The 26,320-nt window shown below is 70.0% G+C and carries 31 protein-coding genes and 1 riboswitch; of the genes, 18 read left to right on the top strand and 13 right to left on the bottom strand.

What is annotated here, in order from left to right; genetic code table 11:
• The first annotated feature begins 7 nt into the window (after positions 1-7).
• The 4 genes from CLV67_RS08165 (at position 8) to CLV67_RS08150 (ending at position 4,811) form a co-directional block, all read left to right on the top strand.
• Positions 8-1,084, top strand: coding sequence for a DUF2786 domain-containing protein (locus CLV67_RS08165; RefSeq protein ID WP_106316576.1), 1,077 nt, complete (start codon positions 8-10; stop codon positions 1,082-1,084).
• A 54-nt stretch (positions 1,085-1,138) separates the two neighbouring features.
• Positions 1,139-2,263, top strand: a complete 1,125-nt coding sequence (locus tag CLV67_RS08160; RefSeq protein ID WP_106316575.1) for an MFS transporter — start codon at positions 1,139-1,141, stop codon at positions 2,261-2,263.
• A gap of 69 nt (positions 2,264-2,332) precedes the next feature.
• Entirely contained in the window at positions 2,333-3,316 is a 984-nt protein-coding gene (locus CLV67_RS08155) for an arabinan endo-1,5-alpha-L-arabinosidase (protein WP_106316574.1), read from the top strand.
• 1 nt (position 3,317) lies between these two features.
• A complete protein-coding gene (locus CLV67_RS08150; protein WP_106316573.1) occupies positions 3,318-4,811 on the top strand; it encodes a family 43 glycosylhydrolase in 1,494 nt (497 codons plus the stop codon).
• Positions 4,812-4,882: 71 nt separating this feature from the next.
• Here the strand turns inward: CLV67_RS08150 and CLV67_RS52615 are convergent, their stop codons facing one another.
• The 4 genes from CLV67_RS52615 to CLV67_RS08130 form a co-directional block, all read right to left on the bottom strand.
• Positions 4,883-5,995: a tetratricopeptide repeat protein gene (locus CLV67_RS52615; protein ID WP_106316572.1), complete on the bottom strand. Its 1,113-nt coding sequence runs from the start codon at positions 5,993-5,995 to the stop codon at positions 4,883-4,885.
• 57 nt (positions 5,996-6,052) lie between these two features.
• Entirely contained in the window at positions 6,053-6,376 is a 324-nt protein-coding gene (locus CLV67_RS08140) for a hypothetical protein (RefSeq protein ID WP_106316571.1), read from the bottom strand.
• Between the two features lie 284 nt (positions 6,377-6,660).
• Positions 6,661-7,779: a tRNA dihydrouridine synthase DusB gene (gene dusB / locus CLV67_RS08135; protein WP_106316570.1), complete on the bottom strand. Its 1,119-nt coding sequence runs from the start codon at positions 7,777-7,779 to the stop codon at positions 6,661-6,663.
• Between the two features lie 65 nt (positions 7,780-7,844).
• The gene (locus CLV67_RS08130; RefSeq protein WP_106316569.1) at positions 7,845-8,216 is read right to left on the bottom strand and encodes a hypothetical protein; all 372 of its coding nucleotides are present in this window, start codon (positions 8,214-8,216) and stop codon (positions 7,845-7,847) included.
• A 142-nt stretch (positions 8,217-8,358) separates the two neighbouring features.
• On the opposite strand from CLV67_RS08130, the gene CLV67_RS08125 reads away from it, so the two are divergent.
• Positions 8,359-8,841 (top strand): XdhC family protein, encoded by a 483-nt coding sequence (locus tag CLV67_RS08125; protein ID WP_106316568.1) that lies wholly within the window; start codon positions 8,359-8,361, stop codon positions 8,839-8,841.
• A 74-nt stretch (positions 8,842-8,915) separates the two neighbouring features.
• On the opposite strand, the gene CLV67_RS08120 is transcribed toward CLV67_RS08125, so the two are convergent.
• From CLV67_RS08120 to CLV67_RS08100, 5 genes are all read right to left on the bottom strand, one after another.
• Positions 8,916-9,545, bottom strand: a complete 630-nt coding sequence (locus CLV67_RS08120; protein WP_106316567.1) for a hypothetical protein — start codon at positions 9,543-9,545, stop codon at positions 8,916-8,918.
• Positions 9,546-9,604: 59 nt separating this feature from the next.
• On the bottom strand, positions 9,605-10,036 hold the full coding sequence (locus CLV67_RS08115; RefSeq protein WP_146169009.1) for an MFS transporter: 432 nt from the start codon (positions 10,034-10,036) through the stop codon (positions 9,605-9,607).
• 38 nt (positions 10,037-10,074) lie between these two features.
• Positions 10,075-11,454: a glycine--tRNA ligase gene (locus tag CLV67_RS08110; protein ID WP_106316565.1), complete on the bottom strand. Its 1,380-nt coding sequence runs from the start codon at positions 11,452-11,454 to the stop codon at positions 10,075-10,077.
• Positions 11,455-11,522: 68 nt separating this feature from the next.
• Positions 11,523-12,017: a hypothetical protein gene (locus CLV67_RS08105; RefSeq protein WP_106316564.1), complete on the bottom strand. Its 495-nt coding sequence runs from the start codon at positions 12,015-12,017 to the stop codon at positions 11,523-11,525.
• 16 nt (positions 12,018-12,033) lie between these two features.
• Entirely contained in the window at positions 12,034-12,375 is a 342-nt protein-coding gene (locus CLV67_RS08100; RefSeq protein WP_106316563.1) for an antibiotic biosynthesis monooxygenase family protein, read from the bottom strand.
• Between CLV67_RS08100 and CLV67_RS08095 the strand changes: the two genes are divergently transcribed.
• From CLV67_RS08095 to CLV67_RS08065, 7 genes are all read left to right on the top strand, one after another.
• Complete coding sequence (locus CLV67_RS08095; protein WP_373873144.1) at positions 12,310-12,654, top strand: DUF6703 family protein; 345 nt, start codon at positions 12,310-12,312, stop codon at positions 12,652-12,654. The genes CLV67_RS08100 and CLV67_RS08095 overlap by 66 nt on opposite strands.
• A gap of 49 nt (positions 12,655-12,703) precedes the next feature.
• Entirely contained in the window at positions 12,704-13,606 is a 903-nt protein-coding gene (locus tag CLV67_RS08090) for a metal ABC transporter substrate-binding protein (protein ID WP_106316561.1), read from the top strand.
• Between the two features lie 73 nt (positions 13,607-13,679).
• Complete coding sequence (locus tag CLV67_RS08085) at positions 13,680-14,462, top strand: metal ABC transporter ATP-binding protein (protein ID WP_106316560.1); 783 nt, start codon at positions 13,680-13,682, stop codon at positions 14,460-14,462.
• Complete coding sequence (locus CLV67_RS08080; protein WP_106316559.1) at positions 14,462-15,328, top strand: metal ABC transporter permease; 867 nt, start codon at positions 14,462-14,464, stop codon at positions 15,326-15,328. Before CLV67_RS08085 ends, CLV67_RS08080 begins: the two co-directional genes overlap by 1 nt.
• Before the next feature lie 30 nt (positions 15,329-15,358).
• A complete protein-coding gene (locus tag CLV67_RS08075) occupies positions 15,359-15,661 on the top strand; it encodes an ArsR/SmtB family transcription factor (RefSeq protein ID WP_106316558.1) in 303 nt (100 codons plus the stop codon).
• Complete coding sequence (locus CLV67_RS08070) at positions 15,658-16,071, top strand: Fur family transcriptional regulator (protein WP_106316557.1); 414 nt, start codon at positions 15,658-15,660, stop codon at positions 16,069-16,071. The genes CLV67_RS08075 and CLV67_RS08070 overlap by 4 nt, the downstream gene beginning before the upstream one ends.
• A gap of 4 nt (positions 16,072-16,075) precedes the next feature.
• Positions 16,076-16,678 carry a hypothetical protein gene (locus CLV67_RS08065; RefSeq protein ID WP_106316556.1) on the top strand — a complete coding sequence of 201 codons (603 nt, stop codon included), beginning with the start codon at positions 16,076-16,078 and terminating at the stop codon, positions 16,676-16,678.
• 69 nt (positions 16,679-16,747) lie between these two features.
• On the opposite strand, the gene CLV67_RS08060 is transcribed toward CLV67_RS08065, so the two are convergent.
• Both CLV67_RS08060 and CLV67_RS08055 read right to left on the bottom strand, forming a co-directional pair.
• Positions 16,748-17,257: a DUF6328 family protein gene (locus CLV67_RS08060; protein WP_106316555.1), complete on the bottom strand. Its 510-nt coding sequence runs from the start codon at positions 17,255-17,257 to the stop codon at positions 16,748-16,750.
• A 31-nt stretch (positions 17,258-17,288) separates the two neighbouring features.
• Positions 17,289-18,104, bottom strand: a complete 816-nt coding sequence (locus CLV67_RS08055) for an alpha/beta fold hydrolase (protein ID WP_203737035.1) — start codon at positions 18,102-18,104, stop codon at positions 17,289-17,291.
• Between the two features lie 91 nt (positions 18,105-18,195).
• Positions 18,196-18,299, top strand: a riboswitch (TPP riboswitch).
• Between the two features lie 72 nt (positions 18,300-18,371).
• Here CLV67_RS08055 and CLV67_RS08050 point away from each other — a divergent pair.
• The 6 genes from CLV67_RS08050 to CLV67_RS08025 all read left to right on the top strand — a co-directional run bounded on the left by CLV67_RS08050 (position 18,372) and on the right by CLV67_RS08025 (position 24,657).
• The gene (locus CLV67_RS08050; RefSeq protein ID WP_106316553.1) at positions 18,372-18,962 is read left to right on the top strand and encodes an ECF transporter S component; all 591 of its coding nucleotides are present in this window, start codon (positions 18,372-18,374) and stop codon (positions 18,960-18,962) included.
• A gap of 2 nt (positions 18,963-18,964) precedes the next feature.
• Entirely contained in the window at positions 18,965-20,395 is a 1,431-nt protein-coding gene (locus CLV67_RS08045; RefSeq protein ID WP_106316552.1) for an ABC transporter ATP-binding protein, read from the top strand.
• Positions 20,396-20,477: 82 nt separating this feature from the next.
• A complete protein-coding gene (locus CLV67_RS08040; RefSeq protein ID WP_239166239.1) occupies positions 20,478-21,281 on the top strand; it encodes an energy-coupling factor transporter transmembrane component T family protein in 804 nt (267 codons plus the stop codon).
• Between the two features lie 136 nt (positions 21,282-21,417).
• Entirely contained in the window at positions 21,418-23,133 is a 1,716-nt protein-coding gene (locus tag CLV67_RS08035) for a PHP domain-containing protein (RefSeq protein ID WP_106316550.1), read from the top strand.
• Positions 23,130-23,651, top strand: coding sequence for a hypothetical protein (locus CLV67_RS08030; RefSeq protein ID WP_106316549.1), 522 nt, complete (start codon positions 23,130-23,132; stop codon positions 23,649-23,651). The genes CLV67_RS08035 and CLV67_RS08030 overlap by 4 nt, the downstream gene beginning before the upstream one ends.
• A gap of 85 nt (positions 23,652-23,736) precedes the next feature.
• Positions 23,737-24,657, top strand: a complete 921-nt coding sequence (locus CLV67_RS08025) for a methylenetetrahydrofolate reductase (RefSeq protein WP_106316548.1) — start codon at positions 23,737-23,739, stop codon at positions 24,655-24,657.
• Here the strand turns inward: CLV67_RS08025 and CLV67_RS08020 are convergent.
• Both CLV67_RS08020 and CLV67_RS08015 read right to left on the bottom strand, forming a co-directional pair.
• Entirely contained in the window at positions 24,645-25,478 is an 834-nt protein-coding gene (locus CLV67_RS08020; protein WP_106316547.1) for an aldo/keto reductase, read from the bottom strand. The two genes, CLV67_RS08025 and CLV67_RS08020, sit on opposite strands and share 13 nt — an antisense overlap.
• A gap of 166 nt (positions 25,479-25,644) precedes the next feature.
• Positions 25,645-25,890 (bottom strand): PIN domain-containing protein, encoded by a 246-nt coding sequence (locus tag CLV67_RS08015; RefSeq protein WP_203737032.1) that lies wholly within the window; start codon positions 25,888-25,890, stop codon positions 25,645-25,647.
• Positions 25,891-26,320: the final 430 nt, after the last annotated feature.

Below are 26,320 nucleotides of genomic sequence, written 5' to 3'. Positions count from 1 at the left end.
CCGTCCCATGGGCGCCCGGGACATCATCGACAGGGTGCGCTCCGGCGACCTCGGCCACGAGGAGGCGCTCGACGTCCTGACCGGTGTGGCCGCCGCCGAGGTCGACGCGGCCCTCGCCGCGGCGCTGAGGGCTGAGTTCGACCGCCTCTTCGGCAACGGCTGGCAGCCGGCCGAGCTGCATCGGGCGGTGGCCCGGCGGGGCAATCCCATCCAGGCGCGGCTGGTCGCCGACGCGGCCCGTGACTTCCTGCACGACCGCCAGCCGGTCGACGAGCGCTGGCGGGCACAGGCGGACGCTCTGCGTATCTCCGAGGGCCGTAAGCCGGACCGGATCGCCGTGCTGGACGCCTCCCTCGATCTGGTGGCCGAGTTGCGGCGCCTGCCCCGCATCGAGATCCTGATCCCGCCGCCGGGCACCCCGCTCAAAGCCGTGCCGCATCACGGTGACCAGCGCATTCTCGATCGGGTGCGCGCACTGCTCGCCAAGGCGGAGTCCACCGACTTCCCGGCCGAGGCGGAGACGTACAGCGCCAAGGCGCAGGAGCTGATCACCCGGTACCGGATCGAGATGGTCGCCGCTCCGGAGACGGATGTCGTGCCGTTCGCCCGGCGGATCGGGGTCGACCACCCCTACGAGAGTGAGAAGGCCGGTCTGCTGGACGCGGTGGCGCGGGCCAACACGTGTCGCACGGTCTGGTCGCCGGAGCTCGGGTTCAGCACGATCTTCGGGTTCGACACCGACATCGACGCGGTCGAGCTGATGTACACGTCTCTGCTGGTCCAGGCCAACCGCGCGATGGTCCGCGACGAGAAGAACGTACGCAAAGCCCGGTTGAAGGCATTCCGCAGGTCGTTCCTCGTCTCCTACGGGGTGCGGGTGGGCGAGCGGCTGCGGGAGACCGTCGAGCGCGAGCTGACCGGGCACGACCATCTGCTGCCGGTGCTGCGCAACCGCGAGGTCAAGGTGCACGAGACGATGGAGCGGGCGTTCCCGCGCACGGTCCGGGCCCGCGGGCGCCGGGTGGACAGCCTGGAGGGCTGGGAGTCCGGGCGGGCCGCCGCCGACGAGGCCGAATTGCGTTGACAGCCGGGGCAGGATGAAGGCATGCACCCGATTTGACGCTGACACCTGTATGCGGTGCAGGCGCTCCAGGCGAGCGTGCTGCTCTACCCGGTCTACGCGCTGCTCTTCGCGGACGCCGGGCTCACCACCGGCGAGATCTCCTCGCTGTTCGCGATCTGGTCGGTGGTCTCGTTCGCGTGCGAGATCCCCGCGGGAGCTCTGGCCGACACCTGGTCACGTAAGCGGCTCTACGCGCTCGGCGAGCTCATCACGGCGGCCGGTTACGGCGTCTGGCTGATCTGGCCTTCGTACCCCGGCTTCGCGGCGGGTTTCGTCCTCTGGGGGATCGGCGGCGCGTTCGTCTCCGGCACGCTGGAGGCCCTGGTCTACGACCGGCTGGGCGACGGCACGGCGTACGCCCGCATCATGGGCCGCGCCCGCACGGTCGCCCTGCTCGCGATGCTCGTGGCCACCCTGCTGGCCACTCCCGCCTATCTGACCGGCGGTTACCTCCTGGTCGGCCTGATCAGCGTCGTGACGGTCACCGCGGGTGGTCTGCTCGCGCTTTTCCTTCCCGGCGAACCTCCCGGAAACCCTTCCGGCGGTACGTCCGAAGCACCGGCCGAGGACGACGAGGAGTCCGGCGGATACCTCACCATGCTGCGGACCGGTCTGCGGGCCGTGACCGGGAACGCCCGCGTGCTCCGGATCCTGGCCGTCGCCGCGGCCGTGCCCGGGTTCAGCGCCCTCGACGAGTATCTGCCGCTGCTCGGCCGGGAGATGGGGGCGCCGACTTCGGTCGTACCGCTGCTGTTCGCTCCTGCCGCGCTCGCGATGGCCGCCGGAAGCGCGCTGGCCGGGCGTTTCCCACCGCTGACGTCGCGTCCGCTGGCCGGGGCCCTGGCGCTGGCCGGGGTGCTGCTGGCGGCCGGTTCGCTGGTTCCGCACGTGGCCGGGATGCTCGGGGTGGGTGCCGCTTTCGGGCTGCTCCAGTTCGCGATGATCCACGCCGAGACGCGGCTGCAGGACGCGATCACCGGCCCGGCGCGGGCCACCGCCCTGTCGGTCGCCGGGTTCGGCGCGGAGGTGTTCGCGGTCGTCCTCTACGCGGCGTTCGCCCTGCCGCTGTCGCTGCCGCTGTTGTGCGCGGCGATGGCCGTACCGCTGATCATGACCGCTCTTCTGTCCTTGCAGCGCTGAAAGAGCAACCTTTCCGGCACAGCGGCACACCTACGGGCGAAGGATCCCCATCGAAAGGACGCATCCCCCATGCGACCCCGCCTCCGCAAGCTGCTGCTGGCCGGTGTGACCGGCCTGCTGGCCGTGACGGCCAGCGCATACGGCCTGACCAGGGCCGACGCCGCCACCTACCCGAATCCGGGGGTGGTCACCGGCTCGACGTTCGCGCACGACCCGACGATCGTGAAGAAGCCGGCGGGCGGGTACCTCCTCGCCTACACCGCCCCCGGCATCGGGCTGAAGACGTCCACCGACCGCACGAGGTTCACCGACGCGGGCAAGGCCTTCCCCAACGGCACGCCGTGGGCCGACACCTACACCAACGGTGACACCAACCTGTGGGCGCCCGACATCTCCTACCAGGGCGGAAAGTACCTGATGTACTACTCCGCCTCGACGTTCGGCTCCAGCCGGTCGGCGATCTTCCTGGCCACCAGCAGCACCGGCGCGGCCGGCAGCTGGACCAACCAGGGCAGGGTCATCGAGAGCACCACGAGCAGCGGATACAACGCGATCGACCCGAACCTCACGGTCACGCCGTCGGGCGAGTGGTGGCTCAGCTTCGGCTCGTTCTGGAGCGGCATCAAGATCGTCAAGTTGAACCCGTCGACCGGCAAGCGGGCCGACAGCACCATCCGCGGCATCGCCGAGCGGTTCGTGAACAGCAAGTCGGTCGAGGCGCCGCACATCTACTACCGCAACGGCTACTACTACCTGTTCGTGGCGTTCGACCTCTGCTGCAAAGGCGCGTCCAGCACGTACCGGACCATGGTCGGCCGTTCGAAGACGATCACCGGGCCGTACAAGGACCGGGCCGGCACGCTGATGACCGCGGGCGGCGGCACCGAGATCCTGGCCTCGCACGACGCCGTGTACGGCCCCGGCCACCCGGCGGTGTTCTCCGACGGGACGCAGGACGTGCTGGTGTACCACTACTACACCGCCTCGGGCGACGCCCGGCTCGGCATCAACCTGCTGAGCTGGAGCTCCTCCGGCTGGCCGACGGTGTACTGAGATGCGTATCCGTCCCCTCAGAGCCGCGCTCATCACCCTGCTGATGACCGCTCCGGCCTACGTGACCGTCGCCTTCAACCCGCTGAGCAGCGACGCGGCCGTCGGGTTCACCAACCCGGTCGCGGCCGCTCCCTACGCCGCCGACCCATGGGTCGGTTACGACAACGGCAACTACTACCTGGCCGCGACGACCTGGAACAACCAGGTCGTGATCAAGAAGGCCAAGTCGGTGGCGGCCCTGCCCGGCGCCACCGAGACCGTCGTGCACACCGGCACGGCCTCCGCGAGCTGCTGCAACGTCTGGGCGCCGGAACTGCACAAGCTGTCCGGCCCGAACGGCACCCGCTGGTACCTGTACTACTCCGCCGGGACCACCGCGTGCTGCGACGGGCAGCGCTCGTTCGTGCTCGAGTCGTCCGGAAGCGATCCGATGGGCCCGTACACGTTCAAGGGCCAGCTGAACGTGCAGGCGAACAACGGCTGGGCGATCGACGGCAGCGTGGCGACGATCGGCGGGAAGAACTTCTTCCTCTACTCGTCGTGGGTCGGTGACCTGCAGAGCCTGTTCATCGCCCCGATGAGCAACCCGTGGACGGTCAGCGCCCTGGGCACCCGGATCGCCTATCCCACCCATTCCTGGGAGCAGGTCGGCACCAAGGTCAACGAGGCGCCCTACATCCTGCAACGCGGCGGGAAGACCTTCCTGACCTACTCGGCCAGCTCGTGCAACACCCCCGACTACAAGATCGGGATGTTGACGCTGACCGGATCCAACCCGCTGGCGGCGTCGTCGTGGACGAAGAAGAGCACGCCGATCTTCCAGCGCTCCGACACCAACGGCGTCTACGGGCCCGGTCACCACTCGTTCTTCACGTCGCCGGACGGCACGGAGACGTGGATGGCCTACCACGCCAACGAGACGACGGCGCAGGGCTGCGGCGCGACCCGGACGACACGGCTCAAGAAGGTCAACTTCAACGGCGACGGAACACCCGATCTGGGTACGCCGGACAAGCTCACGACCACGCTGACGGCCCCCTCGGGCGACCCGGGCGGCACGGTCACGTTCCCGGCGGCGGGTACTTCGTACCGGCTCACCAACACGGCAACCGGCAAGGTCCTGGACGCTCGGCAATGCGCCACCGCCAACGGCACGGCCATCCAGCAGTGGACGTCGCTCGGCAACGCCTGCCAGAAGTGGACGTTCACGAAGACGACCGGCAACTACTACCGGATCACCAACGTCAACAGCGGCACGGTCCTCGACTCGGTCGGCTGCGGCACCGCCAACGGCACCGCGCTGAACCTGTGGTCCTCGCTGGGCAACGCCTGCCAGGAGTGGAGTGTCACCCCGATCAACGGCGGTCACCTGATCGCGAACCGCGGCAACGGCCTGGTCCTCGACGTCGCCGGCTGCGGCACGGCCGACGGCGTCGCGGTCCGGCAGTGGGCCTCCCTGGGCAACACCTGCCAGCAGTGGAAGATAGCCCCGTAGAACCCGGACCTCCAGCTGTGTCGTACCGCTGCCTCCCGCTCGCTGAGGCAGCGGTACGGCACAGCCGGATCTCACCAGTCGCCGCCGCCACCGCCGCCTGAATCACCGCCGCCACCACCCGAATCGCCGCCGCCGGAATCGCCGCCGCCATAGTGGGCGCCGCCGCCGTAGCCGCCCGACGACACGCTCGAATAGGTCGGCGAGCTGCCACCGAGGTCGTCGGCGCTGGTGAAGTCCGAGCCACCGCCGTACCGGCTCCGCTGCGGCGGGATCGGTTTCGGCGGGACCTTCACCTCCTGGGCCTCCTGCTCACGGCCCGACTCCCGCAGCAGGGTCCAGAGCGTGACCAGCACGTAGTGGTCGGGCTCCGGATGCTCCCGCAACAGGTTCTCCGCCTCGTAGAGCCGGCCCTGCGCCCGCATCAGCGCCACCAGCGGCGGAATGGCCCGGGTGTCCGCCGTCGAGGCCCGGAGCAGCGCCTCCGCCTCCTCCGCCCGGAACGCGTTGCGCAGCAGATGGGCCGTCCGGATCCGGAACTCGATCGCCCCGACCTCGGTGTGGGCGGCGAGCGCACCGTCGAAGTCACCGGACTCGGCCAGAAGCATTCCCAGGTAGTCCCGCAGCCGCGCGTTGCCGGAGTCGCGCTCGACAAGAGCGGCCTGGAAGTCGGCGGCGGCCCGGTAGTCCCGCGGGATCCGCCGGTCACACTGCAGGACAAGAGCTTGAAGCTGCTGTACGCCGGCGGCGACGGCCACCTCGGCCCGGATCGCGGCGAGCTCGTCACCACGGTCCTGCTTCTCCAGCAACCTGGCCAGCGGCACGTACGCCTCGGCGCTGCCCTCGGCCAGCCCTTGCCGCAGAGCCCGCTCGGCGACCCGGGGACGGCGGCGGCCGAGCAGCTCGGCGGCCCGCGCGTGCCGATACCAGTCGGCGGACTTCCTGGCCAGTGCGTACCGGTAGGCCAGCCCGGTCTCCCGCCGCGGGATCAACTCGGCGTCCTCGATCATCCCGCAGACCACGGCCGCGGCCACCAGCCCGGCCGGCACCGCCCAGCCCCACGAACCGGCGAACCGCAGAACCAGTCCCGCCGCCAGGGCGAACGCACCGGCCGTGACGGCCGCCCACATGAACCAGACCAGCAGCACACTGGTCCACACCCGGATCCCCGCCACACTGCCCCGCATGGGCCCGATCGTGCCCGGTCCGGCGATCTCCCGCAGCCCCCTCCCCGTCCTCGGACTTCAGACGGCGAACGCCCGGCCCAGGAAATCGCTCACCGACCAGATCGCCCAGTGCGGGTGGTCGTCCGGCGGCACCCGTGCAAGCGCGTACGGGTCGGTCCCGGCCGCCCTCCTCTCGGCTTCCTGTCGCATCTGGTGCGGCCAGCCCTCGGCCGGCACCACGGCGGCCGCCTCGTCGTGCCGGCCGTCCCGCTCCAGCAGCGTGAACAACGCGTACCGCATGCGGAGATGCCCCGCCGCCGGATGCCCGCGCAGGAGTTGCTCACCCTCGGCGGTCCGGCCGAGCGCCTGGAGCATCAGGGCGAGCGGCGTGGCAGCCATCATGTCGCCGACTTAAGCCCGCATCAGTTCCTCGGCGTCGGCCCAGCGGCCGCCCTCGGTCAGGGCCCGCACGGTGCCCAACGAGCCTGGTCAGCTGCTTTTCCGAGGAGGTCGCGGCGAGCCGCTCCCGGGGACCGTCGACAGACGGACCGTCGTCAGTCCAGGCGGACGGAAAGGGCTCGATCGAACGCGGATCCATCCACGCATCCTGCCCGCTCCCCCGCCGGACCGCCTTCGTGCGCCGCCGTCCCGCATCGCCGGCCCCGACCGGCAGGTTCGGGCGTCGGTCAGCCGCCGGACTCGTCGGTTTCGGCGCCCTCGGGGACCGAGTCGTCGTCGCGGCTGTCCAGCCAGCCGTGCGGGAGCGACACCTTGCCGGGGGCGTTGACGCGGCCGCGCGGCTGGCCGAGCGCCTCGGCCGGGAACGGGACGGCCGGGTCGAGCTTGGCGAGCAGGTCGTCGAGCTCGGCCAGGGACGAGATCATCGCCAGGCTGCGGCGCAGGTCTCCGCCGACCGGGAAGCCCTTCAGGTACCACGCGACGTGCTTGCGGAAGTCGGCGCAGCCGTGCCGCTCGTCCTCCAGAGCCTCGACCAGCAGCTGCGCGTGCCGGGCGATGATCTTCGCGACCTCGCCGAGGGCCGGCAGCACCGGCCGGTAGCCGGTGCCCTGGGTGAACGCCGCCTCCAGGTCGGCGAAGAGCCAGGGACGGCCCAGGCAGCCCCGGCCGACCACGACGCCGTCGCAGCCGGTGTGCTCGACCATGCGCAGCGCGTCGGAGCCCTCCCAGATGTCGCCGTTGCCGAGCACCGGCACGTCCAGGGCCTGCTTCAGGGTGGCGATCGCGTCCCAGTCGGCCTTGCCCGAGTAGCGCTGCTCGGCGGTGCGGGCGTGCAGGGCGACGGCCGCCACACCGGCGTCCTGGGCGGCGAGACCGGCTTCGACGTACGTCAGATGGTCGTCGTCGATGCCCTTGCGCATCTTGATCGTCACCGGGATGCCGAACGGCTTGGCCGCCTCGACCGCCTGCGTCACGATCCGGCCGAAGAGCCGTCGCCGCCACGGCAGAGCGGAGCCACCACCGCGCCGGGTGACCTTGGGCACCGGGCAGCCGAAGTTCAGGTCGATGTGGTCGGCGAGGTTGTCCTCGCCGACCATCCGGACGGCCGCCGCCGTCACGTCCGGGTCCACCCCGTAGAGCTGCAGGCTGCGGAAACCCTCGTCCTCCGCGAAAGCGATCATCTTGAGCGTCTTGGGGATCCGCTCCACCAGCGCTCGCGTCGTGATCATCTCGCAGACGTAGACGCCACCGCCCTGCTCGCGGCAGAGCCGCCGGAACGCCACGTTGGTGATCCCGGCCATCGGCGCGAGGACGACGGGCGGATTAACGGCATGGTCGCCGAGCATGAGCGGTGCAGTCACGCGCTCTAGGGTGACACGCCCGGCCCGGCGACCCCGAATCGCCCGCTCGGCTATCGGCCGTTCTCGCGCTCGATCAACGTGTCCAGCATCCCGACGATCTGTTCCATGCCGTCTTTCAGACCGTCAACCTTGCCTTCCAGACGCTCGAACCGTTGCGTGTGATCCTCCAGGATCGCGGTGTGCTGGGCCAGAGTCGCGGTGTGCTGGGCCAGAGTCGCGGTGTGCTGGGCCAGAGTCGCGGTGTGCTGGGCCAGAGTCGCGGTGTGCTCGGACTGGGTCTGCGCGGGGGCCTTCAAGAGCTGGTCCTGTGCTCGCAGTTTCTGGGAGATGTCGGACAGGTCGCCGTCCTGGCCGGCGCGCAGCCTCTTCTGCTCCTCCATGTCCGCCTCCAGTCGGGTGACGCGCTCTTCGAGAGTGGGCAACGGTGCCTCCAGGGGTGAAGGGTAGCCGGTCAGGGACGCCGGCGTTGAGCTTTGCTAGCGCCTGAACTATAGCGGTTTGACAAGGTGAACCGTGACACCTGTTCGAGTGCTTTTCCGGCGGAGTTCTGGCACAGTCGGCGGAATGAGCGACGAGCTGAGCCCGCGGCGGCTGATCGCCGTCTTCGAGTCACCGGCGGCGGAGATGCTGGCCCGGTTCGGGGTGGAGCTGGGCTTCCAGACCGTCCTGGTGGAGCCGGACCCGTCACGGCTCGGCGGGACGCCCCGCCCGCACGGCGACACCTACGTGAGCGACCTGTGGGCCGCCCACCCCGACGAGCACACCGACATCCTGCTGACCGACCACCACCGGCCGGAGATCGGCACGCTGCTCCAGGAGGCGCTGGCCGGGAAGTCGCGATGGATCGGCATCGTGGGCAACCCGCGCCACGAGGGCCCGCACGTGGCGGCGCTGCGCGAGCTGGGGCTGCCCGAGGAGGAGATCGGCCGGGTGCACCGGCCGGTCGGGCTGAACATCGGTAGCCGTACCCCACCGGAGATCGCCGTGGCAGTGCTCGCCGGACTGATCGCCGACCGCAACCACCGCCCCGGCGGTTTCGAGTTCTGACGCCCGCCAGGGAAGGCGGCCCGCAAGGAAAAGCGGCCCGCCAGGGAAGGCAGCCCGGAAGGGAGGACTGCCCGTCAGGGAAGACGGGCGGCGACGGCCTTCAGCACCTCGGTCTCGACGGTGTCGCGCCAGAACCGCTCGGCCGGCATCGTCGCCTCCTGGCCCTCGAAGCGGACGTTGCTGTTCAGGACCGGTGCGACGTCGCTGAGTTCCCCGGCGATACCGCCCTTGAGGAACGTCCACCCGGCGTCGTCCCGGCCGCAGTCGTCCAGCCCTGTCACCTGAAGCAGCTCCGGCGAGCAGCCCTCTCCGCCGCCCCGATAGCCGCGACGGGCCGCCTCGGGCGTCCCGGCCGCCCGGATCGTGACGTGGATGTACGCGGGGTAGGCGCCCGACTCGGGCCGCTTGACCCCGGAGAAGTCGATGCCGATGTGGCACGCCGCGTCATCGGGGAGGACGGAACCGGTGGACACCGGCCTGGCCCGCTTCATCTCCACCACGGTCGCCGCAGGCAGGATCTCCCGGATCGCCGGCTCGGGAAGCAGGTCGCACGCCGCGGGCCAGTCCGCGATCGGGAGCAGCCCGGTGCCGTCCGGCTCCCCGGCCGGCGTGATCGGCGTCGCGGGCCGGGCCGCGCCCAGTGGAATCCGCGGCGGTTCCTCGGCGGCGCAGCCACCGAGCGCGACCGTCGTCAGCACTGCCATTAGCCAAGCTCCCCGTGGTGCCATGACCGGGAAGCTTAGGTCCTCCTCGAAACGGCGGCTCAGTCCCGGCGGGTGACGGTGCCGGTGGATCCGCGCCGGCTGAACGCGGACCACAGGTTGAAGCCGATCGCGGCCAGGCCGAAGAGGGCGAAGAAGAGCCAGGAGCCGAGCGGTTTGCCGTCCGACATCCGGATCGAGACGTAGACGATGGCGCCGAGCCCGACGAGCGCGCTGGTCACGGCGAGCGGCCGGTTGCGTGCGAGTCGCACGCCCAAGGGTTCGGAGTCCTCCACGGGGGCGTCCCGACGGCGGCCGAAGCCCTGAGCCAGCACGTAACCGATCATGCCGAGGCCGACCAGCACCCAGACCACGAGGAACCAGTGGAACCCGTCCTGCCGGGTCACCTGAACGACTCCGAAGACCAGCAGGGCCAGGCCGAAGATCGCGACGAAGACGGCGTACGGCTTGCTCGGCCGATCGAACCGGGGCATGACCGTGACCATGCCCCGGTTCGGGAAATCGAAAACCGTCAGCAGCCCGGCAGGCGCTTGATCAGGTAGTCCTCGATCTGGTCGAGGGAGACCCGCTCCTGCTTCATGGTGTCGCGGTCGCGCACCGTCACCGCGTTGTCGGTGAGGGTGTCGAAGTCGACGGTGACGCAGAACGGGGTGCCGATCTCGTCCTGGCGGCGGTACCGGCGGCCGATCGCCTGCGAGTCGTCGAACTCGACGACCCAGCGCTTACGCAGGTTCGCCGACAGTTCCTTGGCCTTCGGCGACAGCTCCGGGTTGCGCGACAGCGGCAGAACCGCGACCTTGACCGGCGCGAGCCGCGGGTCGAACCGCATGACGGTGCGCTTGTCGACGCCACCCTTGGTGTTCGGGGCCTCGTCCTCGTCGTACGCCTCGAGCAGGAACGCCAGCACGGCCCGGGTCAGGCCGGCCGCCGGCTCGATGACGTACGGAACCCAGCGCTCGCCCTTCTCCTGGTCGAAGAAGGAGAGGTCGACGCCGGAGTGCTTCGAGTGCGTGGTCAGGTCGAAGTCGGTGCGGTTGGCGATGCCCTCGAGCTCGGAGAACTCGGTGCCGCCGAACTGGAAGCGGTACTCGATGTCGACGGTCCGCTTCGAGTAGTGCGAGAGCTTCTCCTTGGCGTGCTCGTAGAAGCGCAGGTTGTTCTCGGACAGACCGAGGTCGCGGTACCAGTTCCAGCGCTCCTGCAGCCAGTACTCGTGCCACTGCTCGTCGTCGCCGGGAGCGACGAAGAACTCCATCTCCATCTGCTCGAACTCACGCGTACGGAAGATGAAGTTGCCCGGGGTGATCTCGTTGCGGAAGCTCTTGCCGACCTGCGCGATGCCGAACGGCGGCTTCTTGCGGGCCGCGGTCGCCACGTTGTTGTAGTTGACGAAGATGCCCTGGGCGGTCTCCGGGCGCAGGTAGTGCATGCCCTCGGCGCTCTCGGTGGGGCCGAGGTAGGTCTTCATGAGGCCGTTGAACATCTTCGGCTCGGTGAAGGTGCCCTTGTTGCCGCAGTTCGGGCAGTTCAGCTCCTGCAGCGACTCCGGGAGCTTGCCGTGCTTGGCCTCGAACGCCTCCTCCAGGTGGTCGGCCCGGAAGCGCTTGTGGCAGGACTGGCACTCGGTCAGCGGGTCGACGAAGGCGTCGAGGTGACCGGAGGCCGCCCACACGTCACGGTTCAGGATGACCGCCGAGTCCAGGCCGACGATGTCGTCGCGCTGCTGGACCATGGTCTTCCACCACTGCCGGCGGACGTTCTCCTTCAGTTCCACGCCGAGCGGACCGTAGTCCCAGGCCGAGCGGGTTCCTCCGTAGATCTCGCTGGAGGGGAAGACGAAGCCCCGGCGCTTGGCCAGGCTGACGACGCTGTCGATACGGTCGGCAGGCATGTGCGGTTTCCTCCTACGCCGGCTGGGTGTCGGCGGGGAAATCAAGAGTTACAGGACGAAGAGCGAGATTACTCTCCGAGGTCGCACACCTCGAACTTGCCCGTCGACTGGTTCTGCGTGAGGTCGGCTTCCATGCTGACCTGGTCGCCGTCGGGATAGGTCAGCTCGACCGGCACCGTGAGCCGCATACCCAGCGTCGACAGATCACCGACCGTGTACGAGTCGAACGGCTCGGTCCCGGACATCCGCTCGGTGTAGTCGGCCAGGGTCTCGGAGTCCTTGGCGTCCTGGCACAGCTGCTGGTAGGCCCCGTCGAAGTCGCGGTCCTGAAGATCGTCCAGGTACCGCGAGACGACGCTGTCGGCCTGCTCGTCGAGCGCCCGGTTGAAGGCGGTCAGGAACCCGAACCCGGCGATCGAGCCGACACCGCAGACCAGCACGACGATGCCGGCGGCGATGCCGAGACTCGTACCGACCCGCTTGCCACGTCCCTCGACCGGAGGAGCCGGGAACGGCGGGTGCACACCCGGGCCGGCCGGCGGCGGGGGCGGAGGAAGACTCATGTTGTGAGCTTAGTGTTCAGCGCCAGGGTTCGGCCGCCCGGTCGCTCGCGGTGACCACCACGTCCCCGCCCGGCTCGGCCGCGGCGAGCGTCTCGAACGCCGACGGCTCGTCGAGGGAGAGCGCGAGCAGCGGCGTGGCGTGCACCTTCACATCGAAGGCACCGAGCGCGCGCCGGTAGGCTCCGACCGATTCCCATTCGGTGACCAGGGTCCAGCCGGTCGGGTCCTCCAGGGCCCGGGTGAGCCGGCCGGCGAGGTAACCGGGGGTGCGGGACAGGGCGCCGAGCGCGGCATGCGCGCGGTCCTGGAAGTCGTCCTGCGTTTCCGCGGGGACGGAGAAGCGGTTGAGCACCAGCATGTGATGAGGGTACGCACACACGGGAGCGTCATGACGCGCACATTCCTGCACCGGCTGGCCCGGGTGAATCCGACCACCGCGTTCGTCGCGGCGCTGGCCTTACTGCTGGCCGGGCTCTTCCTGCCGGGCATCGTCGGCGCGCTGCTGCTCGGCCTGCTGGCCGCCGGTCTGGGCACGCTCACGTTCACCACGTGGCCCGTGCAGCCGCCGGTCACGCGGGTGGTCCGGGTGGTCCTGATCACTCTCCTGGTCGTAGCCGCGGTGTCGAAGACGCTGTGAATCCATGCGGCTTTGACAATCATTGTCATTATCGACGACAGTTGCTGGCATGATGCGCCGCCTGCTTCCCGCCATGCTCCTGCTGACCGCCCTCACCGGTTGCGGGGACGAGCCCGCGGGCGCCGACGGCAAGCTCCCGGTCGTCACGGCGTTCTATCCGCTCCAGTTCGTCAGTGAGCGGGTCGGCGGCGACGCGGTCGACGTCTCCACCCTCACCAAGCCGGGTGCCGAGCCGCACGACGTCGAGCTGACCGCCCGCCAGGTGGGCGAGGTCTCCGACGCCGGCCTGATCGTCTACCTGGCCGGTTTCCAGCCCGCGGTGGACGACGCGGTGAAGCAGAACGGCGGGGACCGCGCCTTCGACGCCGCGACCGCGGTCGAGACGATCAACGCGACGGAGGCCGACGCGCACGCCGAGGGCGAGGAGGAGCACTCCGGCGTCGACCCGCACGTCTGGCTCGACCCGACCCGGCTGGCCGGGATCGCCGACAAGGTCGCCGAGCGCCTCGGCAAGGCCGACCCGGCCCACGCCGCCGACTTCACGGCCCGCGCCGCCACGCTGCGCACCGAGCTGACCGCTCTGGACGGCGAGTTCACGACCGGCCTGGCGAACTGCGCCCGCCGGGAACTGGTCACCAGCCACACCGCGTTCGGCTACCTCGCCGACCGGTACGAGCTGACCCAGATCGGCATCACCGGCATCGACCCGGAGACCGAGCCCTCCCCGCAGCGGCTCGCCGCCGTGGCCGCCGAGGCCAAGGAGCACGGAACCACCACGATCTTCTTCGAGACGCTGGTCAGTCCCAAGGTCGCTGAGACGATCGCCAAGGAGGTCGGCGCGCAGACCGCGGTGCTCGACCCGGTCGAAGGGCTGGCCGACGGCTCGGCGGACTATTTCTCGGTGATGCGCGCCAATCTGGCCGCGCTCAAACTCGGCCTGGAGTGTTCATGAACGAGCGTGCGAGTGAACCATCAGGCTCAGGTTCGAACTCATGCCGGCGCCGGAGCGAAGCGGAGGTGACGGCATGAGCGTCGTCGAGGTCAGTCACCTCGCGGCCGGCTATGACGGCCGCGAGATCCTCCGGGACGTGTCGCTGGATGTGGCGGCCGGCGACGTGGTCGCGATCCTCGGCGCCAACGGCTCCGGAAAATCCACCCTGATCCGGACGATCCTTGGCCTCGTCCCGTCGCGCGGCGGTGCGATCGAACTGTTCGGGACGCCGCAGAAGCGGTTCCGGCAGTGGGCGCGGATCGGCTACGTGCCGCAGCGGCTGGGCGCCGGCAGCGGGGTGCCGGCCACGGTCGGCGAGGTCGTCGCGTCGGGCCGGCTGGCCCGGCGCGGTGTGTTCCGCTTTCCAGGATCGAATGACAGGGCCGCGGTACGCGACGCGCTGACAGCGGTCGGGCTGCTGGACCGCATCGACGACCCGGTGACGACGCTCTCCGGCGGTCAGCAGCAGCGCACCCTGATCGCCCGTGCGCTGGCCGGCAAGCCCGACCTCCTGGTGCTCGACGAGCCGAACGCCGGTGTGGACGCGGCCAGCCAGGAGGCGTTCGCCGCGGCGCTGACCCGGTTCGCCGGTGACGGCGGCACGATCCTGCTGGTCCTGCACGAGCTGGGCCCGCTGCGGCCGCTGATCGGGCGGGCCGTGGTGGTGCACGACGGGCGGATCGCGTACGAGGGGACTCCTCCCGAGCCGGCCGGGCACCACGCCGAGCCCGATCACGAGCACCTGCACCCGCACGCCGAGGAACTCAAGGCCGGCATCTGCGAGTGGGCACCGACCGAGGGAACGAAGGCGTACTGATGGAACTGCTCACGCTGCCGTTCATGCAGCGCGCCCTGGCCGCCGCCATGATCATCGGGCTGGCCGCCCCGGCGCTCGGCATCTACCTGGTGCAGCGCCGGCTCTCGCTGATCGGCGACGGCATCGGCCACGTCGCCCTCACCGGTGTCGGCCTCGGCCTGCTCACCGGCAACGAACCGGTGCTCTCCGCGATCGTGGTGGCGACGATCGGCGCGGTCGGTGTGGAGCTGGTCCGGGAACGCGGCCGCACCTCCGGCGACCTGGCCCTGGCCATGCTCTTCTACGGCGGGATCGCCGGCGGCGTGCTGCTGGTCGGCCTCTCCGACGGCAGCGGCAACAGCAGCCTCATGCAATACCTCTTCGGTTCACCGCTGACCACCTCGGCGACCGACCTCATGGTGATCGGCGGTCTGGGCGTGACTGTGCTGGCCGCCATGCTGTTCTTCCGGCCGGCGCTCTTCGCGCTCTGCAACGACGAGGAGTACGCGCGGGTCAGCGGCCTGCCGGTGCGGACCCTCAACATCCTGCTCGCGGTGACCACCGCCGTGACCGTGACGATCGCCATGCGTACCGTCGGATTGCTGCTGGTCTCGGCCCTGATGGTGGTGCCGGTGGCCGCCGCGCAGCAGCTCACCCGCGGTTTCGTCAGCACCATGACGGTCGCCATGCTGATCGGGGTCGGCGCCGCCGGGGCGGGTGTCCTTGTCTCGGCCGAGGCCGACACCGCACCCGGCGCGACCACCGTCCTGCTGGCCCTCGGTGTCTTCGTGGCGACCGCGGTGACCGCGTCGATCCGGCACCGGCTGCGCCGCCCGCAGACCCCGCAGACCACCTCGGAGCCCCCGGATGTCGTGCTGCATGCCTGACCGCCACCTGCCTGTACCGTTGGCGCAACGATGACGACGACCACCGGTTACGAAGCGTACGAATCGGCGGGGGCACTGCTGCGTGCCCTGTCCGCGCCGATCCGTGTCGCCATCGTGGTCGAACTGGGACTGGGCGAGCGTTGTGTCCACGATCTCGTGGAGAAACTCGGCGCCCCGCAGCCACTGGTCTCCCAGCACCTGCGTGTGCTGCGCGGGGCCGGCGTGGTGCGGGGTGTGCGACGGGGCCGGGAGATCGCATACTCCCTGGTGGACGAACACGTCGCCCACATCGTCGCCGACGCCGTGAGTCATGCCAGGGAGAGCCGACAGTGAACGCCGAGAACACGATCCGCAACACCAAGCAGCGCAGCGCGGTGAGCGCCGTCCTCGCCGAGACCGAGGGCTTCCACAGTGCTCAGGACCTGCACGCCATGTTGCGTGACCGGGGTGAGCGCGTCGGCCTGACCACCGTCTACCGGACGTTGCAGGGGCTCGCGGACGCCGGCGAGATCGACGTCATGCGGCCGCCCGGCGGGGAGCACCTCTACCGGCGCTGCAGCCAGGGGCACCACCACCACCTGGTGTGCCGGTCGTGCGGGCGGACCGTCGAGGTGCTCGGCCCTGCGGTCGAGTCGTGGGCGGACAAGATGGCCGGTCAGCACGGCTTCGTCGACGTCTCGCACACTCTCGAGATCTTCGGGACATGCCCGGAGTGCGCCGCGAAGGCTCAACTGCCACGCTGAGCGTGTGAAGTTCTATGCGGACCGTGTCCCGGTCGCCCTTCGCCAACTCCTCACCGACATCTTCGTGGTCATCTGGGTGTACCTGTGGATAAGGGTCGCCCTCTGGATCCATGACGTCGTGGAGCAGCTCGCCGTGCCCGGCCAGAAGCTGGAGGGCGCCGGCAGCGGCATCGCGGACAACCTCGCCGACGCGGGCGGCAAGGTCGGCCGGGTCCCGATCGTCGGCGACGAGCTGACCAAACCGTTCAACGGCGCCGCGGACGCCGCCCGCTCGATCGCCGAGGCCGGCCGTCAGCAGCAGGAGTTCGTGCATCAGCTGGCGCTGATCCTGCCGGCGATCGCCGTGGGCGTACCGCTGGCCCTGGTCCTCTTTCTCTGGTTGCCGTGGCGGCTGGGCTGGATCCGCCGGGCCTCGGTCGCCGCGACGGTCCGCGACGACCCGGCCGGGCAGGACCTGCTGGCGCTGCGGGCCCTGGCCACCCAGCCGCTGACCCGGCTGGCCAAGCTCGGCCCGGACATCGCGCAGAGCTGGCGTGCGGGCGACTCGGACGCGGTCGCCGCCCTCGCCGAACTGGAACTCAAACAGCTGGGCCTGAAACGCCGTTAGTTCCGGCTGTGCACCACCGCTGTCTCAGCGGCCGTGAGACGACGGTGGTGCCCAGCCGGGTGTGACGGGTCAGGACTGGGGCGCCGGCTCGTCCTCGTCCTCGTCGTCGTCGCCCCACTCGCGGTGGGCGAACGGCAGGATGCCCCAGAAGGTGAGGAACCAGCCGCCGGTGATCACGGTCAGCGGGATGGCCCACTTCCAGTCCAGCAGGTAGTCGGTGATCAGCAGGACGCTGCTGGTCATCGCGACCAGCATGAAGGCCAGCCCACCGGTGGCCATCTTGTGGGCGTACCGGACCAGCTCGGGTTTGCGGCCCTGCCGGAACAGCGCCCGGTGGAACGCCACCGGTGAGATGATCATGGCGGTGGCGAACGCCGCACTGATCAGCGCGACGATGTAGACGTCCTTCTGGAACGCGGTGACATTCGGGAAGCCGCTGCTGAACGGCAGGGTCAACAGGAACGCGAAAAGGATCTGCACACCGGTCTGGGCAACCCGCAGCTCTTGCAGCAGGTCAGCGAAGTTCCGGTCCCAGCGCTGCTTCTCGGTCTCTCGGGGGGTATGGGTATCGACCGCCATGGACGGCCGAGTTCCCCGTACCACCCCTTGATCAAACCCCGATACGTGCCAGCACCGCGTCGGCCAGCTCACGGGGGGCCTGTTCCGGTACCCAATGGCTGACACCGCGCATCACCACGAACCGGTAGTCGGCGTCCACCCAGTCCCGTGTGCGCAGTGCCGCGGTCCGGCCGACCACCCCGTCGGCGTCACTCCACACGTACGTGGTCGGCACGGTCACCGGGCCCATTTTCGCCACCTGGGCGGTGCTGTAGGCCCGGTACCAGTTCAGTCCGGCGGTCAGCCGGCCCGGTTCGCGCATCGCGGCCACGTACTGCTCGGCCCGCATGCCGAGCGGCCGCAGCATCAGCCGCAGCACAAGGGCGTGCTGGGCCAGCAGCAGCTTCTCGCTCAACGACGTCTGGAAGACCTTGAAGTAGGCGAGCCGGGCCTGCTGACTGGGCCGGACCCGGATGGCGAGCATCAGCGCTCGCGGGTGCGGCACCGAGATCGCGGTCAGGGTGCGCACCCGGTCCGGGTGGCGGGCGGCCAGCTGCCAGCCCACCTGCGCGCCCCAGTCGTGCCCGATCACGTGCGCCTTCTCCACGCCGAGGCTGTCGAGGACGGCGATCGCGTCGGCGGTCACCGACGCCATCGTGTAGGCGGCGACGTCGGACGGCCGGGCACCCGGCGAGCAGCCCCGCTGGTCCAGCGCGTACGTCCGCAGCCCGGCCTCGTGCAACCGGGGCAGGATCAGGTCGAACTCGCGCGAGTCCTGCGGGAATCCATGCAGCAGCAGGACCGGTTCGCCGTCCTCCGGACCGCCCTCGTGAACGTCGAAAACCAGCCCTCGAGCTTTGACCTCGATCACGTGATCCCTCCCCTGTGCCACGCCGCTACCAGGTGTTACGGTCATCGAAGCACATCCAACGAAGCTTGGCCGCGCGAGCGGGCGAGCTTCGATCCGACAGGGGAGCGCACAGCGCTGAGAGTGCGGGCCATCCGCAGACCCTCGTACCTGATCTGGGTAATGCCAGCGCAGGAAGTTCGGTCATCTCCAGCCGCGTCGTGCCCTGGGCACCGCCGCCCGGGGTCGCGGCGTGCGTCTCCTCCCGGTACCCACTGGGAGGCAATCATGAAGGTATTCGAGTTCAATCGCTGGCGGACGATAGACATCGTCGTCGCCTCCGTCATCGCCGTGGCGTTCGGCGTCATCTTCTGGGCCTGGGGCACGGTCTGGTCGATCACCGAGAGCGCCTTCGCTTTCTTCCCCCCGGCACAGGCGCTGATCTACGGCGTCTGGCTGGTCCCGGCCGTGCTGGCCGGGCTGATCATCCGCAAGCCGGGAGCGGCACTCTACGCCGAGGCGGTCGCGGCCACCGTCTCCGCGCTGCTGGGCAGCCAGTGGGGTGTTCAGACCGTGGTGCAGGGCCTGGTCCAGGGGCTGGGCGCGGAGCTGGTCTTCGCGATCCTGCTGTACCGCAACTTCAAGCTGCCGGCCGCGCTGCTGGCCGGCGCGGTGACCGGCGTCAGCGCGGCGATCTACGACTTCATCGTGTGGAACGCGGGCACCGACGTGTGGTCGTACCGGATCCCGTACGCCGCGATCACCGTGGTCAGCGGTGCCGTGGTGGCCGGGGTCGGCTCGTGGGCACTGGTGCGGGCACTCGCACCGACCGGTGTGCTCGACCGGTTCGGGGCGGGCCGCGAGCGGGCATCCGTCTAGACATGAGCGATGTTCGGCTCCGCGGCTTCGGGTGGCGGCACTCCGGTCGCCGCGCCTGGGCTGTCCGCGGGCTGGACCTGGAGATTCGGCACGGCGAACGGGTGCTTCTGCTGGGTCCCTCGGGGGCCGGCAAGAGCACCCTGCTCGCGGCGATCGCCGGGCTGCTGCCGGAGGACTCGGGCGAGTCCGAGGGCACGATCGCCATCGACGGACTCGACCCGCGCAAGGCCCGCGACCGCGTCGGCATCCTGTTCCAGGACCCGCAGACCCAGCTCGTGATGGCCCGCAGCGGTGACGACGTGGCTTTCGGCCTGGAAAACCGGGGAGTGCCGGCCTCCGAGATCTGGCCACGGGTCTCCGACGTGCTGGATCGCGTCGGTTTCCCGTACCAGATGAATCGCCCCACCTCGGCCCTCTCCGGCGGTGAGGCTCAACGCCTCGCCCTCGCCGGGGTTCTCGCCCTGCGTCCCGGGCTGCTGCTGCTCGACGAGCCGACGGCGAACCTGGACCCGCCGGGCGCCGAGCTGATCCGGGAGGCGGTGGCACGCGCCACCGGGCCGGACACCACGCTGATCATCGTGGAACACCGGGTCGCCGAGGCCCTCCCGCTGGTCGACCGCGTCGTCGTCCTGGAACCGGGCGGCGGCGTCCGCGCCGACGGGTCCCCCGATGTGATCTTCGCTGCCTACGGCGACAAACTCGCTGACGAGGGCGTCTGGGTGCCGGGTTTCCACGCCTCGCCGCTCAAGGCGACGTCACAACCGACAGCTGATCTGGTACGGACGGAGCGCGCCGCCGTGAGCGGACGCCTCGACCCCGTCACCATCTCGGTCGGCGGCGGCGAGGTCCTGGCCGTGACCGGGCCGAACGGCACCGGCAAGTCGACCCTGGCCCTGCTGCTCGGCGGACTGCTCGCACCGACGTCCGGGCGGGTCGAGGCGTTCGGGGACCGGCGGCCGCCGCACCGCTGGCGGGCCGCCACCCTCACCGGCCGGATCGGGTCGGTGTTCCAGAACCCGGAGCATCAGTTCGTCACCTCCCGCGTCGCCGACGAGCTCGCGCTCGGGCCGCGCCGGCTGGGCCGCTCCCCCGCCGAGGTCACGCGTGTGGTCGACGAGCTGCTGGAACGGCTCCGGCTGACCCGGCTCGCGGGGGCCAATCCGTACACGCTCTCCGGCGGGGAGGCGCGACGGCTCAGTGTGGCCACCGCGCTGGCCACCGCGCCGCGGCTGCTGGTACTCGACGAACCCACGTTCGGCCAGGACCGCCGTACCTGGCGCGAGCTGGTCGACCTGCTGGCGGCGCTGCGTTCGGAGGGGCACGGGGTGCTCGCCGTGACGCATGATGACGCGTTCGTGCGTACCCTCGCCGATCGAACCGTCCCCCTCGGCGCACCGCGACCGGACCCCCTGCCCCGGAGGCTGCGCCCGTGAACCCCGGACCCGAGAACGAACGTTCTGTCCACGTGGTGCCCCAACCCGAGAACGAACGTTCTGTCGCTCAGTGGGTGCGGCCGTGACCCTGGCCCTGCAGCCCGTCGCCGATCCGGCCGCGCCGCTCGCCCGCCGTAACCCGGTCGCCAAGGTCGGTGCGGCGCTGCTCTTCTCGCTGCCGCTGATCTCCACGCTCGACCCGCTGACCCCCGCCCTGGCGCTGCTGGTCGAGCTGCTGCTGCTGCCGTTCTTCGGTGTGCGGCTGGGCGTTCTGGCCCGCCGGGCGGCCCCGCTGATGCCGGCCGCCGCCGGGATCCTGGTCACCATGGTGCTGTTCGCCGCCGAACGCGACGGCGCCCTGCTGGTGTCCCTCGGCTCGATCGATGTGACGACCGGGGTGCTGGCGACGGCGGGCGCGCTGATCCTGCGGGTCTTCGCGGTGGCGCTGCCCGGCATCGTGGTCTTCGCCACCACCGACCCCACCGACCTGGCCGACGCCCTGGTGCAGAACGCGAAGGCGCCGGCCCGGTTCGCGATCGGGGCGCTCGCCGCGTTCCGCCTGGTACCGCTGCTCGGCGAGGAATGGCGGTCTCTCAGCCTGGCCCGCCGCGCCCGTGGCATCGACGCCGGCCGCAACCCGGTCGCGAAGATGCGGCTCTTCGGCTCGACGGCGTTCGCGCTGCTGGTCGGCGCGTTGCGACGCGGGGTGCGCCTGGCCGTGGCGATGGACGCGCGCGGCTTCGACTCGGACGTTCCCCGGACCCACGCCCGCCGCCAGCACTTCACCCTGCCCGACGCGATCCTGCTCGCCGTCGCGCTTCTGACCGCCATCGCCATCATCGCCACCTCGGTGGCCCTCGACGTGTTCCGCCCTGTGACCGGCTGAACCCCGGCTGTGTCATACCGCTGTCTCACCAGCGTTGAGACAGCGGTATGACACAGCCGGTTCGGTTCTTGATCGTTCGCCGGGCGGACACTCGATCGACAACGGGTGTTGTCCTGTTCGGACGAGGGTGACGCCCATGGGTCACGGCCACGATCATTCTCACGACCACTCGCACGACACAGCCGCCGGGGGCGACCTCCCCGAGGCTCTCGACCTCTCCGTACCGGCCTCCGAACTGTCGCCGTCCGACGCGTCCCGCCGCCGCTTCCTGCTCGGTGCGGGCCTGCTCGGCGCGGGCGCGGCCGCCTCGGTACTGGCCCACCCGGGCGCCGCCGAGGCCGCCGGTCTGCCGCACACCCACGGCCACGCCGCCGGGGGCACCGGCAAGGGCGGGTTCCGCTGGCTCGCCGGCGACCACCACATTCACACCCAGTACAGCTCTGACGCCCAGTACCGGGTCCTCGACCAGGCGCAGAAGGGCCACGCGTACGGGCTGGACTGGCTGGTCATCACCGACCACGGCAGCGCCACCCACGCCAAGATCGGCGTGGACAAGGTGAACCCGGACATCGTGAAGACGCGCGCCGAGCTACCGGAGCTGCTGACCTTCCAGGGTCTGGAGTGGAACATCCCGGCCGCCGAGCACGCCACCGTCTTCGTACACCCGGGTCGTCATGAAGTCGAGGTTCTCAAGCAGTTCGAGAACGCTTACGACGGCTCGCTGCTGCCCTCGACCAACACGAACGCCCAGAACGAGGCCCTGGCGATCGCCGGCATCAAGTTCCTCGGCGAACAGGTTCGCAAGCGCAAGATCGACGGAGCGCTGTTCTTCGCCAACCACCCGGCCCGGCGCGGCATCGACTCGCCACACGAGATCCGCAACTGGCGCGACGCCGACCCCACGGTCGCCGTCGGCTTCGAGGGCGCGCCCGGCCACCAGGCCGCCGGGATCCCCGCTCCGAACGGTCGCGGCGGCGCCCGCGGTTACTACGACAACAACCCGTCGGCCGCGTCGTTCCCCGGCTATCCGCTGGAGAGCTACCGCACCTGGGGCGGCTTCGACTGGATGACCGCCACGGTCGGCGGCCTCTGGGACAGCCTGCTCGCCGAGGGCAAGGCGTGGTGGATCACCGTCAACTCGGACAGCCACGTCAACTACCTGGACCAGACCGAGCGCGGCCCGGGCAGCGACTTCAACGCCAACGGCAAGTACAACGATCCGGTCTACAACGGCTCGATCAACACGCAGGCCGGTGACTTCTGGCCCGGCTACTACGGCCGGACCAACGTGGGCGCGTCGTCGTTCTCGTACAAGGCGGTCATCGACGGCCTGCGCGCCGGTCGCGTCTGGGTCGACCACGGCCGGTTGATCAAGGGCTTGGATGCGCGGGTACGCGTGTCGGGCGACCGCCGCCCGTCGACCGGCACCCCGCTCGGCGGTGTCCTGCAGGTCAAGCGCGGCACCGCCACCGAGCTGGTCCTCGACATCGACCTGCAGGACGTGCCGAACTGGGCCGGTTTCGTGCCGTCGCTCAAGCGCGTCGACGTGATCGTCGGCACGGTCACCGGGCCGGTCGCAGACAAAGACGCCTACACCACCCCGAACACCAAGGTGGTCAAGTCGTTCGACGTCACGAAGACCGGCGGGCGGATCACGTTCAGCCACCCGCTGGGGCGCCTGGACAAGCCCTTCTACCTGCGGGTACGCGGGACCGACGGCAGCCGCACGCAGCCGGGCCTGCTCGGTGTGGGCGTCGACCCGTACGGCCCCCAGCTCGACGTCGTCGGTGCCGCCGATCCGTGGGGCGACCTGTGGTTCTACACCAACCCCATCTGGGTCCTGCCCCGATGACCACGGTTTCCGGACACCGTGCGCCGGCCGTCACCGCGGCCGGCGCCGCCCGGATCGTCGGGGTCAGCCTCGGTCATGCCACGCTCGCCGAGGCCGACCACTGGATCCGCTCGCTGACCCCGGCGCCCGTGCTCGCCTGCACCCACCTGGTCGCCGAGCCGTACCCGCATGTCGCGATCAGCCTGCTCACCGCGCAGGCGTTCGCGACCGCACCGGAACTGGCCGGCGCCGCCACCACGGCGGCGGCCGGGACGTCGGGGCGGGCGGTGCGTTTCCCGGGTGTGGAACGTCTCACCGGCGCGCTGACCGTCAGCGAGATCCTGCAGCGCAGTTCCATCGCCCGGGTCGAGGTCCTCGGCGGCGGCCCGGCCGATCCGGCGACCGTGGTGGAGACCGGCGACTTCGTGCGGCCGCAGTTCCGCAACGGTGAGCTCGTGCTGGTCACGACACCCGCGGTGGGCGGAACGCTGGTGCCGTTCGAGTCCCGCAACCCAACCCCCTGCTGTGCCAGCCACTGAACACCGAACCCGGTCGGCGGTCCGGGGTGCGGGACGGGTCACCCGTGGTGACCGGACCGCATCGCCGGGCCCTTACCGTTGGCGCATGTCTCGTCTTCCCTTGCCACAGCTTCTGGCCGAGGCGCGGAGCGGCGCGCTGGTGTTCAGCATCACGCCCCCGAAACGCGCGACCACCGAGGAGCGGATCAAGGAGATCGCCGAGGTCACCCTCGATCGCCTGTCGGGCCTCGACCTCGACGGCCTGATCCTCTACGACATCGACGACGAGTCGGACCGCAACCCGGAGAACCGGCCGTTCCCCTACCTGCCGACAATGGACCCGGCCCGTTACCACGCCGACCATCTGACCGGCTGGCGCCTGCCGACAATCATCTACCGCTGCGTCGGGAAGTACTCCGAGCATGAGCTCCGCGACTGGATGTCCGGCGCCGGCGAGCGGGTGCTCGGCGTCTTCGTGGGCCCGTCGTCGGGCGGCAAGAGTGTCCACACCAGTCTGCGCCGGGCCCAGGAGCTGCGCGCCGAGGTGCGCCCCGAGTTGCCGCTCGGGGCCGTGGTGATCGGCGAGCGCCCCGACGAGCACCTGCGGATGCTGGCCAAACAGGAGCGGGGCACGACGTTCTTCGTGAGCCAGGTCGTCTATCACCTGAATGAGACGAAGAACCTGCTCAGCGACTACTTCTACGAGTGCCGGGCACGCGGTGTCGCACCCCGGACGGTGATCTTCACCCTGTCGCTGTGCGGATCGCTGAAGACGCTGGAGTTCGTCCGGTGGCTCGGCGTGAACGTGCCGCGCTGGCTGGAGAACTCGATCCGGCACGCCGACGACCCGCTCGCCGAGTCCTACCGGCAGTGTGTGGCGCTCGCCCGCGACCTGATCGACTTCTGCGAGCACATGGGCCTGCCGTACGGGTTCAACATCGAGAGCGTGTCGATCCGCAAGGCCGAGATCCAGGCCAGCACCGAACTCGCCGCCGAGGTCGCCGGGATGCTCCGCTACCGCCGCTGATCCATCTCGGCCATTTCGGCCTCACTGAGCCGCAACGCGCCGGCGGCGACGTTCTCCTCCAGGTGGGCGATGTCGCCGGTGCCGGGGATCACCAGCACGTGCTCGCCCTGCTGCAGCGTCCACGCGAGCCGCACCTGATGCCCGGTGACGCCACGTTCCCTCGCGATCCGCCACTCCGCGCCGCTGTCGCCGTCACCGGCCCCGGCCTCACGCGACGGTCCGGCGATCGTGAAGAACGGCACGAAGGCGATGCCACGCTTTCCGCATTCCCTCAGCAATTCGTCGTGCCGCCGCAGATCAACGGCATAGGCGTTCTGCACGCAGGCCACCGGCGCGACCTTTTCAGCGGCGTCAACATGTTCGACGCGGACATTGGAGAGTCCGAGATGGCGAATCAGCCCTTCGGCACGCATCTCGGCCAGGGCCCCGAATCGCTCGGCGACCCCCTCCGGCCCCACCGGCTTGACGATCCGCAGATTGACCAGGTCGAGTGCCTCCACATCGAGGCGGCGCAGATTCTCCTCGACCTGCCGGCGCAACTGCCCCGGCATGGCCGCTTCACCCCACCCGCCATCCGGTCGCGGGTCCGGTCCGACTTTCGTCGCGATGAAAATCCCTTGGTCGTACGGCCTGAGCGCCTCCCGAATCAGCTCGGTCGCATACCGAACCGTTCCCGACTCGCCGTCGAGAATCCCACCCGGAGAGAAGTAGAAAGCCGCGGTGTCGATGTGATCGACACCCATCTCGACGGCCCGCCGAAGAACAGCGACAGCCCGTTCCCGATCGGCCCGGACCGTGAGCCGCATCGACCCGAACCCCATCCGCTTGACGACCCGATCCCCGAGCCGCCACTCCCCCGCCGCCGACGCCTCATTCCGCTTTACCGTCACCCGGCGAACCTACGCAGAGGCCGCGACGATCGCACTCGCCCGCTCACCCGATACCGACAAAGTGAATGACCTGATACTTTTCAGACAGGCTGGGGCATCAATCCACGGTCCCCGGCTCGGCGATCCATCGCACCGGCTGACCGGTCACCTCCGCCACCCGCACGAAGTCTCGGTCGTAGTGGAGCAACGTGTAACCGTGGGTTTCAGCCGTGACGGCGGTAAGCAGATCGACGATGCCCGCCGACCTGTGGGCGCCCTTTCTCGATAACGCTGCCTGCAACTGCAAGGCCTTCTCGAAGGCGCGATCCGGCATGACCGCCCACCCGAACAGGCGCCGGATCAACGATTCCTGCCGTTCTTGACCTCACGCTCCCATCGATCGAGAATCTGAGGCTTGCGCAAAAGGCGAACCAACGCGCTGGTATCAACCAGGAACAGCGACCCGGTCATCGGCGGTTCCGCTTGTCGAGCAGTTCGTCGAACTGACCGGTTCCGGCGATCTCCACCAACTCGGCGAGCGCCCGCTCCCGCTCAGCCCTGCCCACGGCAGCGCGTGAAGCCGCATTGACGGTGTCCACTGCCTTGTGGTGCCGAACAGCTCGGCAGCCTCGGACAGCACCTCCGCGTCCAGATCATCCAAGCTCTCGGTCATCAGATCTCCCCCAAGGCAGCCCCTCTCCAATCAGCTTGGGCCCCTAGTCACTGACCGACTAGGCTCATGATTACTGGCCTGCCGCCTAGCCCAGTCGCTTGCATTGATCGACTCAAGGGGC

This window comes from Actinoplanes italicus (assembly GCF_003001815.1).
Classification (GTDB): Bacteria; Actinomycetota; Actinomycetes; order Mycobacteriales; family Micromonosporaceae; genus Actinoplanes; species Actinoplanes italicus.
Note: the sequence above shows the minus strand (reverse complement) of the source record. Positions and strands in the feature narration are given on the sequence as shown.

Bases quoted from the DNA above. Each gene is read 5' to 3' on its own strand.
- CLV67_RS08155 (WP_106316574.1), top strand. From the start codon at position 2,333: ATGCGACCCCGCCTCCGCAAGCTGCTGCTGGCCGGTGTGACCGGCCTG.
- CLV67_RS08030 (WP_106316549.1), top strand. From the start codon at position 23,130: ATGACCACGGTTTCCGGACACCGTGCGCCGGCCGTCACCGCGGCCGGC.
- CLV67_RS08085 (WP_106316560.1), top strand. From the start codon at position 13,680: ATGAGCGTCGTCGAGGTCAGTCACCTCGCGGCCGGCTATGACGGCCGC.
- CLV67_RS08075 (WP_106316558.1), top strand. From the start codon at position 15,359: ATGACGACGACCACCGGTTACGAAGCGTACGAATCGGCGGGGGCACTG.
- CLV67_RS08150 (WP_106316573.1), top strand. From the start codon at position 3,318: ATGCGTATCCGTCCCCTCAGAGCCGCGCTCATCACCCTGCTGATGACC.
- CLV67_RS08050 (WP_106316553.1), top strand. From the start codon at position 18,372: ATGAAGGTATTCGAGTTCAATCGCTGGCGGACGATAGACATCGTCGTC.
- CLV67_RS08035 (WP_106316550.1), top strand. From the start codon at position 21,418: ATGGGTCACGGCCACGATCATTCTCACGACCACTCGCACGACACAGCC.
- CLV67_RS08105 (WP_106316564.1), bottom strand. From the start codon at position 12,017: ATGAGTCTTCCTCCGCCCCCGCCGCCGGCCGGCCCGGGTGTGCACCCG.
- CLV67_RS08110 (WP_106316565.1), bottom strand. From the start codon at position 11,454: ATGCCTGCCGACCGTATCGACAGCGTCGTCAGCCTGGCCAAGCGCCGG.
- CLV67_RS08125 (WP_106316568.1), top strand. From the start codon at position 8,359: ATGAGCGACGAGCTGAGCCCGCGGCGGCTGATCGCCGTCTTCGAGTCA.
- CLV67_RS52615 (WP_106316572.1), bottom strand. From the start codon at position 5,995: ATGCGGGGCAGTGTGGCGGGGATCCGGGTGTGGACCAGTGTGCTGCTG.
- CLV67_RS08095 (WP_373873144.1), top strand. From the start codon at position 12,310: ATGCGCGCGGTCCTGGAAGTCGTCCTGCGTTTCCGCGGGGACGGAGAA.
- CLV67_RS08100 (WP_106316563.1), bottom strand. From the start codon at position 12,375: ATGCTGGTGCTCAACCGCTTCTCCGTCCCCGCGGAAACGCAGGACGAC.
- CLV67_RS08025 (WP_106316548.1), top strand. From the start codon at position 23,737: ATGTCTCGTCTTCCCTTGCCACAGCTTCTGGCCGAGGCGCGGAGCGGC.
- CLV67_RS08045 (WP_106316552.1), top strand. From the start codon at position 18,965: ATGAGCGATGTTCGGCTCCGCGGCTTCGGGTGGCGGCACTCCGGTCGC.
- CLV67_RS08120 (WP_106316567.1), bottom strand. From the start codon at position 9,545: ATGGCAGTGCTGACGACGGTCGCGCTCGGTGGCTGCGCCGCCGAGGAA.
- CLV67_RS08140 (WP_106316571.1), bottom strand. From the start codon at position 6,376: ATGATGGCTGCCACGCCGCTCGCCCTGATGCTCCAGGCGCTCGGCCGG.
- CLV67_RS08060 (WP_106316555.1), bottom strand. From the start codon at position 17,257: ATGGCGGTCGATACCCATACCCCCCGAGAGACCGAGAAGCAGCGCTGG.
- CLV67_RS08080 (WP_106316559.1), top strand. From the start codon at position 14,462: ATGGAACTGCTCACGCTGCCGTTCATGCAGCGCGCCCTGGCCGCCGCC.
- dusB (WP_106316570.1), bottom strand. From the start codon at position 7,779: ATGCTCGGCGACCATGCCGTTAATCCGCCCGTCGTCCTCGCGCCGATG.
- CLV67_RS08020 (WP_106316547.1), bottom strand. From the start codon at position 25,478: ATGGGGTTCGGGTCGATGCGGCTCACGGTCCGGGCCGATCGGGAACGG.
- CLV67_RS08115 (WP_146169009.1), bottom strand. From the start codon at position 10,036: ATGCCCCGGTTCGATCGGCCGAGCAAGCCGTACGCCGTCTTCGTCGCG.
- CLV67_RS08090 (WP_106316561.1), top strand. From the start codon at position 12,704: ATGATGCGCCGCCTGCTTCCCGCCATGCTCCTGCTGACCGCCCTCACC.
- CLV67_RS08165 (WP_106316576.1), top strand. From the start codon at position 8: ATGGGCGCCCGGGACATCATCGACAGGGTGCGCTCCGGCGACCTCGGC.